Origin of the sequence: Dactylosporangium aurantiacum (assembly GCF_000716715.1) — a bacterium.
Classification (GTDB): domain Bacteria; phylum Actinomycetota; class Actinomycetes; order Mycobacteriales; family Micromonosporaceae; genus Dactylosporangium; species Dactylosporangium aurantiacum.
On record NZ_JNYJ01000065.1, the window covers coordinates 61081 to 74498 of the forward strand.

Sequence of the window (13418 nt, forward strand, 5' to 3'; positions counted from 1 at the left end):
CGCGTGACGCGGCACGCCCGGGCTCGTTGAGATTCGTAAGCCACCAAACGACCCCCAGCAACAGGAGCGGACGTGCCCGTCGAGGTGTCCATGCGCAAACGCCTGCGCCAGCAGCTTCCCGACGCCTTCCGGCTGCCCACCGACCGGGACCCCGCGCCGCAGCCGCGGCACCTGGCCGCGGTGTGCGGCTGGGCGGCGGCGCTCGGCCTCGGGGGCATGGCGGTGGCGCTGCGGGCGTTCGTCGGGCTCATCGGCGCCTACCGGGCCTGGTACGCGCCGACGGTCATCGTCATCGGGCTGATCGGGCTGACGTGCACGATCGCCGCGTTCGCCAGCGTGCACCAGCGGCGGCTGCCGTTCGCGCTGCTGGGAGCGGCGTCGGTGAGCCTGGTGATCGGCTGGATCGTGACGGGTCTCTGAGGGGTCGCCGGCGGGCGTCCGAGGCCGCGGGTGCGACCTCGGACGCGTGCCTGCCTCAGGCCCGACGCGCGTGTCTGTCTCAGGCCCAGAGCTGGCCGTCGAGGGCGGACTCGGCATCGGCGAGGGTGCCGCCGTAGGCGCCGGTCGACAGGTACTTCCAGCCGCCGTCGGCGACGAGGAACACCACGTCGGCCCGCTTGCCGGCCTTGAGCGCCTGGTGCGCGACGGCGAGCGCCGCGTGCAGCACCGCGCCGGCGGAGAAGCCCACGAACATGCCCTCGACCTCGACCAGCTGCCGGGTGCGCAGCACCGAGTCGCGGGTGCCGACGGAGAACCGGCGGGTGAGGACCCTCGCGTCGTAGAGCTCCGGCACGTAGCCCTCGTCGAGGTTGCGCAGACCGTAGACCAGCTCGCCGTAGCGCGGCTCGGCGGCGATGATCTCGATGTCCTCGACCTTCTCGCGCAGGTAGCGCCCGATGCCCATGAGCGTGCCCGTGGTGCCCAGGCCGGCCACGAAGTGCGTGATGGTCGGCATGTCCCGCAGGATCTCGGGGCCGGTGGACTCGTAGTGCGCCCGGGCGTTGGCCTCGTTGCCGTACTGGTACAGCATCACCCAGTCCGGGTGCTCCGCGGCGATCTCCTTGGCCACGGCGACGGCCCGGTTGGACCCGCCGGCGGCCTCCGAGAAGATGATCTCCGCGCCGTACATGCGCAGCAGCGCGGTGCGCTCCGAGGACACGTTCTCCGGCATGACGCAGACCAGCCGGTAACCGCGCAGCTTCGCCACCATCGCCAGGGCGATGCCGGTGTTGCCGCTGGTCGGCTCGATGATCGTGTCGCCCGGGCGGAGGCGGCCCGCCTCCTCGGCCGCCTTGACCATCCACAACGCGACCCGGTCCTTCACGCTGCCCGTCGGGTTGCGGTCCTCGAGCTTGGCCCACAGGCGGACCTCTGGACTCGGTGACAGCCGGGGCAACCCGACGAGCGGCGTGTTTCCGCACGCCTCGAGCACCGACTCGTAGCGCGCCACGGAGATCAGCCCCGCAGGGCGTGGGCGGCCGCGAACGCGAACGCGCCACCCGCGACGGCGGGCAGGATCGTCACCGAGTCGCCGTCGCTGAGCTTCGCGTCGAGCGCGCCCAGGAACCGGACGTCCTCGTCGTTGACGTAGACGTTGACGAAGCGGTGCAGGCCGCCCTCGGGGGTCAGCAGCCGGGCCTTGATGCCCGAGTGCCGGCTGTCCAGGTCGGTGAGCAGGTCGGCGATGGTGTCGCCGGAGCCCTCGACGGTCTTGGCACCGCCGGTGTAGCTGCGCAGGATGGTCGGGATGCGAACCTCGATAGCCATGATCATTTCCTCTTCTGTGGGGAGCGGAGCGCGGGACGACTGGACACGGTGCGACGGCGGGCGGCGGTCAGCTGCTCGCGCGACACTCGTAGTCGACGGTCGTCGGGCTCTGCCCGAAGAGATATGACTGGACGGCGTGTGAGTCCACGACTGCATTAACTACCTGAACCGGCTCCTCGGTGACGGCACCGTCCACGATGCGGAACGACCTGATCTCGGTCTGCTCCGGGTCGCGGGTCGAAACCAGCAGATAGTGCGCATTGGGCTCACCGGCGAAGGACACGTCGGTCCGCGACGGATAGGCCTCGGTGGCGGTGTGCGAGTGGTAGACGACCACCGGCTCCTCGTCCGCGTCGTCCATCTCGCGCCACAGCCGCAGCTGCTCGACGGAGTCGAACTCGTAGAACGTCATCGAGCGGGCCGCATTGGCCATCGGCACGTGCCGCACCGGGGTGTCCGAACCGGCCGGCCCCGCCACGATGCCGCACGCCTCGTCGGGGTGGTCCCGGCGGGCGTGCGCAACGATCGCGTCGAGGATCGCGGCGTCGATGGTCAGCACGACTGACAGCTTACCGAAACCCGAAGGCAACTCGCTCGTGACCGACCTCACGCCCCCCGGGCCCTCAGTGTCCCATAAGCGCGCCGACCAGGCTTTCCTGCAGGTAGGTCAGGTACTGGTACACCGACAGCTGCCCGACCCGGGCCGACGTCGGGTCCTTGAGGATCGCCTCGTCGAGCTCCGCCTCGATGTCGACGTCGTCGTCGTCGATGCCGAGCCGCAGCCCGAGGGTGAGCCGCACGTCGGTGAGCGCCCGCAGCCACGCCTCGGCCTGCTCCTCGTCGAGGGCCACCTCGCCGCCCTCCAGGGGCAGCACGTCCAGCAGCAGCGCGGCCTGCTCGAGCTTCGCCGAGCGCAGGTCGTCCTCCATGTACCGGCGCAGCTCCGCGGAGGCGCCGGCGTCGTTGCGGTACACGTCGGGGAACAGCCGCTCGATCACCGGGTCGCTGCGGTCGAACCCCTCCGACAGCAGCGTGATGACCTCGAGCATGACCTCGTTGAGCACGGCCGCCTCGGCGGGACCGAACCGCGCGATACAGACTGTGCCATTACGGACAAACATCGTCACGCCGTCACCTCCGCCGCGCTCCGACGCCGACGTGGCTCGAGACTGCGCTTCCGGTGCCCGGTCGCTCCACTGCGCTCCGGACCGGTCACGACTTGTCCACCGTCGCCCAGAGGCCGTAGGCCTGCAGCCGGGAGGCGTCGTACTCCATCTTCTCCCGGGGACCGCTGGAGACGATCGCCTTGCCTTTGTGGTGCACGTCGAGCATGAGGCGTTCGGCCTTCTCCTTGCTGAATCCGAACAGTTTCTGCAGGACCCACGTCACGTAGCTCATGAGGTTGACCGGATCGTTCCAGACCACGGTCACCCACGGACGGTCGGTCTCGGGCACCTCATCAGCCTCGAGACGGGTCTCTTCGATCGGTACGACCTGCGGCGCCGCCATACCAACATGGTGCCATCAAGCGAGCAGCACGCCATGGTCGACCGCGTCCCCACCGATGATGACCAGCGCCTGGCGCAGCGCGGCGTAGCGCTCGCCCAGCTCGTGACCCACCTCGACCTCGATCTCCCGCAACGCGTGCTGCAGCCAGCGGCGACAGTCCTTCTTGTCGGCGTGCTTGGGCGGGCCGCCAGGGGCGACCTTCGGCTGCCACAGCGCGTAGCAGCTGGCGTTGAGGGCGATGCCCAGCGACGGCAGCACCTGGTCGGCGGGCTCGGCGCCACCCACCGCGGAGAGGTTGTCGACGGCGGTCGCGCCGGCCACCGTGGCCACCGCCGACGTGGCGGTCAGCAGCAGGGCGTGGTCGCGGTCGCGGTCGTCCTCGCGCAGCGAGTCCACCGCGCGGCGGGCCGCGGCGGCCACCCTGGCCAGGACCACCGCGTCGGGCGCGGTGTCCAGCAGCTCGGTGAAGACCGCCGCGATCACCTCGTGGGTGTCGGCGTGCAGCTGGCGGGTGGTGCGCACGGACAGCGCGTGCAGCTCGCGGTCGAGCACGTGCGGCAGCGCCGGGCAGCCGTCGCCGGAGCCGAGCTCCTGCACGCACCGCACGTGGATCCTGGCCAGGTCGATCGAGACCCGCTGGACGGCGGCCACCCGGCGCGCGGCGATCTCGCGCTCGAGCAGCTCCTGCCACTCGTCGCCGGCGCGGGAGACGGTCGCCGCGGCGACCCCGGCCGGCGCGGGCCGCGACTCGGCCCAGGTCTCCAGCTCATGGCGCAGCTCGGCGACGCCGAAGACCGCGCCGGGCTCCAGCGACACCGGGAACCAGGGCGCGGCGGACAGCATCTGGCCGCGCGAGGCGAGCAGCGCCCGGTTGGCCACCAGCATCTCGGGCCAGCCGTCGTGCTGGTCGATGCGGGTCAGCACGAACGCGACCCGCTCGACGCGGTCCGCGGCGGCGGCGAGCAGGTCCAGGTCGGCGCGGGCGAGAGGCGCGGCGGCGTCGACGACGAACAGCAGCCCGAGGCCCCGCTCGGCGGCGTCGAGGATGATCTCGGCATTGGCGGCGTCCAGGCCCCCGCTGCCGGGCGTGTCGACCAGCGCGACGCGCCGCAGCAGGCTCGCCGCGTGGGTGATCTCGATGCGCCGGGCCGGGCGGACCGGGCCGGGCCGCGGTTCGCGCTGGGCGGGCACGTACCTGCCGGCGACGGCGCGCGGCTCCCGGTGTCCGGGGACGAACGCGTGCGTCTCGGGCTTGTCGCCGTAGCGGTAGACCAGCCACGCGTCGCCGTCCGGGGCCGGCTCGGCGCGCCGGATCAGAGCGTTGAGCAGGGCGGTCTTGCCGCTGCGGGGCGAGCCGGCGATCACCGCGTAGCTGCGGGCACCCGGTGCGGAGCGGTCCTCGGGCTGGCGGTGGCTCCTGCTGCCGCGGACCGGGATGGCGGACACTGGACCCCCGGGCGTCGTGACTGTCAGATCGATCAGCGGCGCCTGCATGATCCCAGACCCCATGTGCGACCTCCTTGTGCACGGCCGGGTAAGCATCGGAACGCTACGTGAACGGACACTTACGGAGGCAGTGCTCCGGCTACTCAACTGCGTCCAAACGCACTACTCAAGTTCGCACATCGGCGGGTACGCGCAGTAATCGACCTGTCGATATGCTGCGACGGTGCCCCCCTGGAGCTTTGTCGGTCGAAACGCTGAACTGGTCCGTCTCTCCGAGGCAGCCACCGGCTCAACCGGTCGCGGCTTAATTCTGGGCGGCCCGCCAGGCATCGGCAAGAGCCGATTGCTTCGCGAGGGCGTCAACGCTCTTGACCAGGACAGACTCGCCGTCTGGACGGCCACGGCGAACGCTGCCACGGCCGGGCTGCCGCTGGGCGGGCTGGCCCAGGTGCTGCCGCCGGACCAGCCGGCGGGCGGCTCGCCGGCCGGCCTGCTGCGGTGGGCCGTCGACGCGCTGCACCGCCAGGCCGCGGGCCGGCCGATCGTCGTTGCCATCGACGACGCTCATCTGCTCGACCCGCTGTCCGCCGCGCTCGTCTATTACGTCGCCCGTTCCGAGAACGCGACGGTCATCGGCACCGTGCGCACCGGCGAGCCGGTGCACGATCCGATCAGCGCCCTGTGGAAGGACGACCTGGTCGAGCGGATCGAGCTCACCCCGCTGACCCTGCAGGAGACCTCCGACCTGCTGCAGCAGGTGCTCGGCGGGCCGGTCGACTCGGCCTCCGTCGACCGGCTGCAGCAGCTGTCGCAGGGCAACGCGCTGCTGCTGCGCGAGCTGGTCATCGCCGCGCACGCCAGCGGCGAGATCATCGAGAGCTACGGCATGCAGCGCTGGACGGGCAAGGTCGACCTCGCCCCGACGCTGACCGAGGTCGTGGACGCCCGCATCGGCAAGCTCACCCCGCAGGAACGCGCCGTGCTGGAGCTGGTCGCGTTCGGTGAGCCGATCGGGCTGCCGCTGCTGGTCAGCGCCACCGACCTCAACACCGTGGAGACGGCCGAGGAGCGGCAGCTGATCCGGGTGGTCGTGGAGGACCGGCGCACCACGGTCCGCCTCGCGCATCCCCTGTACGGCGAGGTCGTGCGCCGCCGCTGCCCGGTCACCCGGGTCCGCCGGCTGCTGGCCGACCTGGCCACGCTCGTGGAGAGCAGCGGTGCCCGGCGCCGCGACGACCTGCTCCGCGTCGCCGTCTGGCGGCTGGACAGCGACACCGCCCGCGACCCGCAGCAGCTGCTGACGGCGTGCCGGCTCGCGTTCGCCACCTACGACATGGCTCTGGCGATGCGGTTGGGCAAGGCCGCCCTCGCCGCCGGCGGCGGGTTCGACGCCGCGGAGACCCTCGCCACCATCCTCATGTTCGTCAACATGCCGGAGGAGGCCGTCGCGATCCTCGACGCCAACAAGGACCAGACCGTCGAGGAGTCCCAGCGCAGCCGGTGGCTCGCCATCCGGCACATCACCGCCCAGTGGGGTCTCGGCGACCCGGACACCGTCGACGACATCGACCGCCGCGCGCACGAGCTGAGCGACCTGCGCGAACGCTCCCTGGTGCTGGCCGTGGAGTCGACGATGCGGCTGCACCGCGGCGACAACGCCCAGGCGCTCACCCTCGCCCGCCAGGTCCTCGACAGCGCCGCCAGCGCCCCCGGCCCGCGGGCCCTCGCCCGCAGCAACATGGCCCAGCTGCAGGCCATGCGCGGCACCCCGGTGCAGACCGTCAAGGCGTTGGCCGCGGTCGACGCCGAGGCCGCGCAGTGGCGGGTCGAGCTGCCGTACTTCCAGCTCGGCATCGAGCTGGCCCGCGGCACGGCCATGATCCTCGCCGCCGATCTGGAGGCCGTCGACGCGATCGTGGCCGCCGAGTTCGCCGGCATGGCCGACGCCGGCAACTTCAACATGGGCTCCGGATACCTGCAGATCGTCCGCGCCCAGGCGGCCCGCCTGCGAGGGCGGCTCACCGAGGCGGCCCGGGCCGCGTCGCAGGCCTGCGCGGCCCTGGCCACCGGCAAGGTCTTCGTCGCGCTCGCGCACGCCGAGCGGGCGCACGCCGCCGCCCTGGCCGGGGACGCGGCGACCGCCGCGGAGGCGTTCGCGGTCTCCGAGGCGTCGCACTACCGCTCGATGGAGGTGCTGTACCCCTGGCTGGAGGAGGCCCGGGCCTGGGTCGCGGTCGCCGCCGGGGACATCGCGACCGCCGCGGAGGTGCTGCGGCTGCTCGCGGCGCGCACCCGCAGCGACGGGTTCGCCGCGCACGAGATGTCCGCGCTGTACCACCTGGGCCGGCTGGGCTTCGCCGCCGAGGTCTGCGACCGGCTGGACGCGCTGTCGCACACCGTCGAGGGCCGCATCGCCCCGGCGATGGCCTGGCACGTGCGGGCGATCGCCGGAGAGGACGGCGGGAGCCTGCTCGCGGTCGCCGAGGAACTCGCCGACCAGGAGCTCAACCTGTACGCCGCGGAGGCCGCCGCCGGCGCCGTCACCCTGCTGCGGGGGATCCGCTCGCCGCAGACGCCGCGGGCCGCGCAGCGCCTCGCCGAGCTGCGGACGCTCTGCCCGACCGCAGCCACGCCCGCGCTGGTCGTGCCGCAGCCGATGCTCACCGGCCGGGAGCGGCAGATCGCCCGGCTGGCCGCCGCCGGCGTGCCGTCGAAGGAGATCGCGGACCAGCTGTACCTGTCCTCCCGTACCGTCGACAACCACCTCATGCGGGTCTACGCCAAGCTCGGTGTGACCGGGCGCGCAGAACTGGCCGCGGCCCTGCGCTCCCTGCCGCCCGAGGAATGAATAGGCTGGGCGGCGTGATCACGAGCTCGCTGCTGACCGACCACTACGAGCTGACGATGCTGTCGGCGGCGCTGCGCGACGGGACGGCGTCGCGCAGCTGCGTCTTCGAGGTGTTCGCCCGCCGCCTGCCCACCGGCCGGCGCTACGGCGTCGTCGCGGGCACCGGGCGGCTCATGGAGCACCTGCGGTCGTTCCGATTCTCGCCCGAGGACATCGAGTTCCTGGTCGGCCGCGGGATCGTGGCGCCGGAGACGGCCGAGTGGCTGGAGCGGTACCGCTTCACCGGCGACATCGACGGCTACGCCGAGGGTGAGCTGTTCTTCCCCGGCTCGCCGATCCTCACCGTCAGCGGCACCTTCGCCGAGTGCGTGGTGCTGGAGACGCTGATCCTGTCGATCCTCAACCACGACAGCGCGATCGCCGCCGGCGCCGCCCGCATGGTCACCGCCGCCCGCGGCCGCGCGGTGATCGAGATGGGCTCCCGCCGCACCCACGAGGAGGCCGCGGTCGCCGCGGCGCGCGCCGCCTACCTGGCCGGCTTCGCGTACACCTCCAACCTGGAGGCCGGCCGGCGCTACGGCATCCCGACCACCGGCACCGCCGCGCACGCCTTCACGCTGCTGCACGACACCGAGCAGGCGGCGTTCGCCTCGCAGGTCGCGACCCTCGGCAAGCAGACCACGCTGCTGGTGGACACCTACGACATCGCCCAGGGCATCCGCAACGCGATCGCCGTCGCCGGCCCGGACCTGCGCGCCGTGCGCATCGACTCGGGCGACCTGTCCGTGCTCGCCGCGCACTCACGGGCCCTGCTGGACTCCCTCGGCGCGACCGAGACCCAGATCATCGTCTCCGGCGACCTGGACGAGTACGCGATCGCCGCCCTGGCCGCCGAGCCCGTCGACGCGTACGGTGCCGGCACCGCGGTCGTCGTCGGCTCCGGCGCCCCGACCGCCGGCCTGGTCTACAAGCTGGTCGAGGTCGACGGCCGCCCGGTGGTCAAGCGCTCCGAGAACAAGGGCACCGTCGGCGGCCGCAAGACCGCCGTGCGCCGGCACAAGCCGACCGGCACCGCCACCGAGGAGATCGTGGTGTCCATGGGCGCCCCGGCGCCCGAGGCGAACGACCGCGCCCTGCAGCGGGCCTTCGTCCGTGGCGGCGACGTGGTGCCCGACCTGCCCGACCTGGCCGCCTCCCGCGAGCACCTGCGCCAGTGCCTCATCTCCATCCCCTGGGAGGGGCTCAAGCTGTCCGCCGGTGACCCGGCGGTTCCCGTCCAGATGCTTGGGGGCTCCGCATGACGCGCGCTTTGATCATCGTCGACGTCCAGAACGACTTCTGCGAGGGCGGCTCCCTGGCCGTCGGCGGCGGCGCGTCCGTCGCCGCGGCGATCTCCGCCGCGGTGGCCGGCGGGTCGTGGGACCACGTCGTGGCCACCCAGGACCACCACATCAACCCCGGCACGCACTTCGCCGAGACGCCCGACTACGTGTCCACCTGGCCCGTGCACTGCGTGGTCGGCACCGGCGGCGTCGACCTGCACCCGTCACTGGACGTGTCCCGGGTCGAGGCCGTGTTCACCAAGGGCGAGTACGAGGCGGCGTACTCCGGCTTCCAGGGTTCCTCGTCCGGCGTCGATCTCGCGTCGTGGCTGCGCGCCCGCTCCGTCACCGACGTCGACGTGGTCGGCATCGCCACCGACCACTGCGTGCGAGCGACCGCCATCGATGCCAAGCGCGCGGGATTTGTTACATCCGTGCTGCTGGACCTCACGGCGGGGGTTGCCCGGCCCACGGTGGACGCCGCCCTGGCCGAGCTGCGCGCGGCAGGTGTCACGCTCGTCGGTGAACCGGTCGTGGCGACAAGCTGACCATCCGGCGGATGGCACGTATCTGGACTTGCCGTGTAACAAGCGACGTGTACCGTCATCCCGGCAAGCGGTTCCGCACCCGATGTGAGAACTCCTCACGTCACAACGTAAGGACCACCTACACGGAGCGTGGCGAAAAAGATGAGACTTCGCTACGCTTGCGGGACCTCGAAGGGTCGTCCATGGTGGACGGCTCAGCACCAGGAGGGTCACGTGAAGTTGTCGATCGATACCCGCCCTGCAGATCAGCGAGAAGCAGCGCTGAGCCTGAGCGGCGAAATCGACTATGAGACCGCTCAGGAGCTCCGCACAGCGGTGAGTTCAGTGCTCGACGGCAACATCGACACACTCATCATCGACCTCGCCGGCGTCACGTTCCTCGACTCCACCGGCATCGGCACCCTCGTGGTCGCCAAGCGCATCTGCCACAGCATGGGCGTCAAGCTGCACATCCGCCGCCCTAACCCGTTCATCGCGCGACTGTTCGCGGTGGTCGGCGTCAGCGACGTCCTCGGTGTCCCGATCCCGCCGGGCACCGTCTCAGGCCGGCTCCCGCAACCCCGCGAGCGCACCGTCATCCAGCCCGCCTGACCCTGACCAGCACAAGCGGCGTGGACCTTGGAACCCGCACGTCCAAGGTCCACCGCTTGCAGTCCGCACCACTTCCGCTCCGCTCCTGTCGCACTGCGTGACCACTCGACTGCCGTCCGCTCGTGGGCGATTCGTCTACGTTGCGGCGATTCACCCGTCCGCGTGAATCATCTCTTCTCCAGTTACTCGCCGTCGCCACCACGGGCCTCGGGATTGCCGCGCCCGATACGGACAATGGTGCGTTTTTGACCACCTCGGCGACCGCCCGGCGGGACCGCGCGCTGGGACCGTCCGCCGGCTTCCGGACGGCGCCGGGACCGCCGTGGATGACCGCTGCGGACTGCGCCGCCGCCTTGTCGCGCCGGGAGCGCTGGACCCGAACAAACGGGAGCGCCAGAACGGAACAAGGGCGACAAATCCGGCACCCCGCTCCACCGCACCACTCCCCCGCTGGCGGCTCCGCCCCCGATGGCCAGCGACCCCCTCTACGGCCGCTGCAAGGCCCGACGACGGCCGAACGCCGCCCACTGCGCCTGGGGTGACAACCGGGCCCGTTGGGACGGCAGAGGCGACTACGGCGGCCTGCGCCCCGCTGACCTTGAAACATCATGCTGCGCCCAGCGGCGTCGCCCACATGGCGGCAGAGCGCCGAGGTCCTCGACAGCGCTGACGGCAGCCGTTGAACGAGCGCCCAGGCCCGACGGCAACAGGCCGAGACGGCGGGACCACCCCGCGGCGGGGCGTCGAGGAAACAGCCGGGCGCGTGGCGTGGCAGAGCCGACGCCTCAGGTCAGGAACGACGCCGGCCGCGGCCAACCACGCCGCGCGGCGAGCCAAGAGCATCCCCGGCCACCGCCGGCAACGCCGACGCCCCCGTCAAGAACGAACCCGAACACGGCCGCCGCCGGCCGGGGATTGCGACGGTCCGAGCTGCCAGTGGTCGGGCCGGCCCCGAGGCGGCGGAGTTGGCTCCGCTCCTCGGAGATGGCGCCTCCCGTCGGCCTCCCGGCTGGCACACGGGCACACCCGGCGGCGAGGGCGTCCAGGAAACGGCCCGGCGCGCGAACCGGCAGCACCGACGCTCCAGGTCAACCACAGCGCCCGCCACACGCCGGCAGCACGGACGCCCTGGGCGTCAACAGCACCCACCACACGCCGGCAGCACGGACGCCCTGGTCGTCAACAGCACCCACCACATACCAGCAGCACGGACGCCCTGGGCGTCAACAGCGCCCGCCACATACCAGCAGCACGGACGCCCTGGTCGTCAACAGCGCCCGCCACACGCCGGCAGCGCAGACGCCCTGGTCGTCAACAGCGCCCGCCACACGCCGGCAGCACGGACGCCCTGGTCGTCAACAGCACCCACCACACACCAGCAGCACGGACGCTCCGGGCGTGAACAGCGTCCGCCACGGCCGGCGGCGCCGAGCTCTTCGTCAAGAACAGCCACGACAGCCCCGGACAGGGAGCAGCCCCGGCCACGGCGGCCGCGGAGCGGCTGCGGTGGTCGGGGCTGCCGGTGGTCGAACCAGGCCCGGAGGCGGCGGGGTTAGCGCTGCTCCTCGTAGGTGGCGCCGCCGTCCGCCTCGTGGCTGAGGGGGCGGGCACCGCCGGGCGGCGGGGCGTCCAGGGAGTGGCCGGGCGCGTGGGCCGGGAAGCGGGCGTCGAAGGCCGGGCGCTCCGAGCGGATGCGGGGCATGCTGTCGAAGTTGCGCAGCGGGGGCGGGCACGAGGTGGCCCACTCCAGCGACATGCCGTGGCCCCACGGGTCGTTGACCTCGACGACGCGGCCGGTCTTGTAGGACTTCCACACGTTCCAGAGGAAGGGCAGCGTGGAGAGGCCGGTGATGAACGAGCCGATGGTCGAGATCGTGTTGAGCGTGGTGAAGCCGTCGGACTGCAGGTAGTCGGCGTAGCGGCGGGGCATGCCCTGCGTGCCGAGCCAGTGCTGCACCAGGAACGTGGTGTGGAAGCCGATCGTGGTGAGCCAGAAGTGGACCTTGCCGAGGCGCTCGTCGAGCATGCGGCCGGTCATCTTCGGGAACCAGAAGTAGACGCCGGCGTATACGGCGAACACGATCGTGCCGAACAGCACGTAGTGGAAGTGGGCGACCACGAAGTACGTGTCGGACACGTGGAAGTCGATCGGCGGGCTGGCGAGCAGGACGCCGGAGAGGCCGCCGAAGAGGAAGGTCACCAGGAAGCCGATGGCGAAGAGCATCGGTGTCTCGAAGGTGATCTGGCCCCGCCACATGGTGCCGATCCAGTTGAAGAACTTCATGCCGGTCGGCACGGCGATGACGAAGCTCAGGAACGAGAAGAACGGCATGAGGACCTGGCCGGTCGCGAACATGTGGTGCGCCCACACGCTCATCGACAGGGCGCCGATCGCGATGGTCGCGCCGACGAGGCCCTTGTAGCCGAAGACCGGCTTGCGGCTGAAGACCGGGATGACCTCCGTGATGATGCCGAAGAACGGCAGCGCCACGATGTAGACCTCGGGGTGGCCGAAGAACCAGAACAGGTGCTGCCAGAGCATCGCGCCGCCGGTCTCGGCGTCGTACACGTGCGCACCGAGGCGGCGGTCGGCCTCCAGGGCCAGCAGCGCGGCGGCCAGGATCGGGAAGACCATGATGACCAGGACGCTGGTGACCAGGATGTTCCACGTGAACATCGGCATGCGGAACATCGTCATGCCGGGCGCGCGCAGCGTCAGGATCGTGGTGATCATGTTGACGGCACCGAGGATGGTGCCGAGGCCGGACAGGACCAGGCCGACGATCCACAGGTCGGCGCCGACGCCGGGCGAGTGGATGATGCTGTTGAGCGGGGCGTAGGCGAACCAGCCGAAGTCGGCGGCGCCGCCCGGGGTGATGAAGCCGATCAGCGTGATCGAGCCGCCGAACGCGTAGAGCCAGTAGGCGAACGAGTTCAGCCGGGGGAACGAGACGTCCGGCGCGCCGATCTGCAGCGGCGTGATGTAGTTCGCGAAGGCGAACACGATCGGCGTCGCGAAGAACAGCAGCATGATCGTGCCGTGCATCGTGAACAGCTGGTTGTACTGCTCCGGGGAGAGGAACTGCAGCCCGGGGCGGGCCAGCTCGGCGCGCATGAGCAGCGCCATGAAGCCGCCGATCAGGAAGAACACGAACGACGTCGTGAGATACATCAACCCGATCTGCTTGGCGTCCGTCGTGCGCAACAGCCGAGCGAACGCCGAGCCCTTGACCGGCTGATGCACCGGCCAAGGCCTGGTGACGATCGGCTTTGGTGCAACGGTGGTCACGAAAGGCCTCCTGAGGCTGTTGAACCCGCTGGCGAGCCAGCTCCGCGAGGTGCCCGCCCGATCAACGGCGCGATCAACACGTCACCTCGGAGGCAGAA

At 71.4% G+C, this 13418-nt stretch carries 12 protein-coding genes; 5 read left to right on the forward strand and 7 right to left on the reverse strand.

What is annotated here, in order from left to right:
* Nucleotides 1-72: 72 nt before the first annotated feature.
* Nucleotides 73-420 carry a hypothetical protein gene (locus tag OP18_RS45700; RefSeq protein WP_033366000.1) on the forward strand — a complete coding sequence of 116 codons (348 nt, stop codon included), beginning with the start codon at nt 73-75 and terminating at the stop codon, nt 418-420.
* A gap of 79 nt (nt 421-499) precedes the next feature.
* Here the strand turns inward: OP18_RS45700 and OP18_RS45705 are convergent, their stop codons facing one another.
* From OP18_RS45705 to OP18_RS45730, 6 genes are all read right to left on the reverse strand, one after another.
* A complete protein-coding gene (locus tag OP18_RS45705; protein ID WP_033366002.1) occupies nt 500-1450 on the reverse strand; it encodes a PLP-dependent cysteine synthase family protein in 951 nt (316 codons plus the stop codon).
* Between the two features lie 5 nt (nt 1451-1455).
* Entirely contained in the window at nt 1456-1767 is a 312-nt protein-coding gene (locus OP18_RS45710; RefSeq protein ID WP_033366108.1) for a MoaD family protein, read from the reverse strand.
* A gap of 67 nt (nt 1768-1834) precedes the next feature.
* Nucleotides 1835-2326, reverse strand: a complete 492-nt coding sequence (locus OP18_RS45715; RefSeq protein WP_033366111.1) for a M67 family metallopeptidase — start codon at nt 2324-2326, stop codon at nt 1835-1837.
* Nucleotides 2327-2390: 64 nt separating this feature from the next.
* Complete coding sequence (locus tag OP18_RS45720) at nt 2391-2888, reverse strand: DUF2017 domain-containing protein (RefSeq protein ID WP_156090254.1); 498 nt, start codon at nt 2886-2888, stop codon at nt 2391-2393.
* A gap of 91 nt (nt 2889-2979) precedes the next feature.
* Complete coding sequence (clpS, locus tag OP18_RS45725; protein WP_033366007.1) at nt 2980-3276, reverse strand: ATP-dependent Clp protease adapter ClpS; 297 nt, start codon at nt 3274-3276, stop codon at nt 2980-2982.
* Nucleotides 3277-3291: 15 nt separating this feature from the next.
* Nucleotides 3292-4785 (reverse strand): P-loop NTPase family protein, encoded by a 1494-nt coding sequence (locus OP18_RS45730; RefSeq protein ID WP_162189915.1) that lies wholly within the window; start codon nt 4783-4785, stop codon nt 3292-3294.
* A 160-nt stretch (nt 4786-4945) separates the two neighbouring features.
* Between OP18_RS45730 and OP18_RS45735 the strand changes: the two genes are divergently transcribed.
* The 4 genes from OP18_RS45735 (at nt 4946) to OP18_RS56290 (ending at nt 10031) form a co-directional block, all read left to right on the forward strand.
* Nucleotides 4946-7570 carry a LuxR C-terminal-related transcriptional regulator gene (locus OP18_RS45735; RefSeq protein WP_033366013.1) on the forward strand — a complete coding sequence of 875 codons (2625 nt, stop codon included), beginning with the start codon at nt 4946-4948 and terminating at the stop codon, nt 7568-7570.
* Between the two features lie 14 nt (nt 7571-7584).
* Nucleotides 7585-8871 carry a nicotinate phosphoribosyltransferase gene (locus tag OP18_RS45740; RefSeq protein ID WP_389254062.1) on the forward strand — a complete coding sequence of 429 codons (1287 nt, stop codon included), beginning with the start codon at nt 7585-7587 and terminating at the stop codon, nt 8869-8871.
* Entirely contained in the window at nt 8868-9440 is a 573-nt protein-coding gene (locus tag OP18_RS45745) for an isochorismatase family protein (RefSeq protein ID WP_033366019.1), read from the forward strand. Before OP18_RS45740 ends, OP18_RS45745 begins: the two co-directional genes overlap by 4 nt.
* Before the next feature lie 213 nt (nt 9441-9653).
* Nucleotides 9654-10031, forward strand: coding sequence for an STAS domain-containing protein (locus tag OP18_RS56290; RefSeq protein ID WP_033366021.1), 378 nt, complete (start codon nt 9654-9656; stop codon nt 10029-10031).
* Between the two features lie 1552 nt (nt 10032-11583).
* Here the strand turns inward: OP18_RS56290 and ctaD are convergent.
* A complete protein-coding gene (gene ctaD, locus OP18_RS45755; protein ID WP_033366025.1) occupies nt 11584-13320 on the reverse strand; it encodes an aa3-type cytochrome oxidase subunit I in 1737 nt (578 codons plus the stop codon).
* Nucleotides 13321-13418 lie beyond the last annotated feature (98 nt).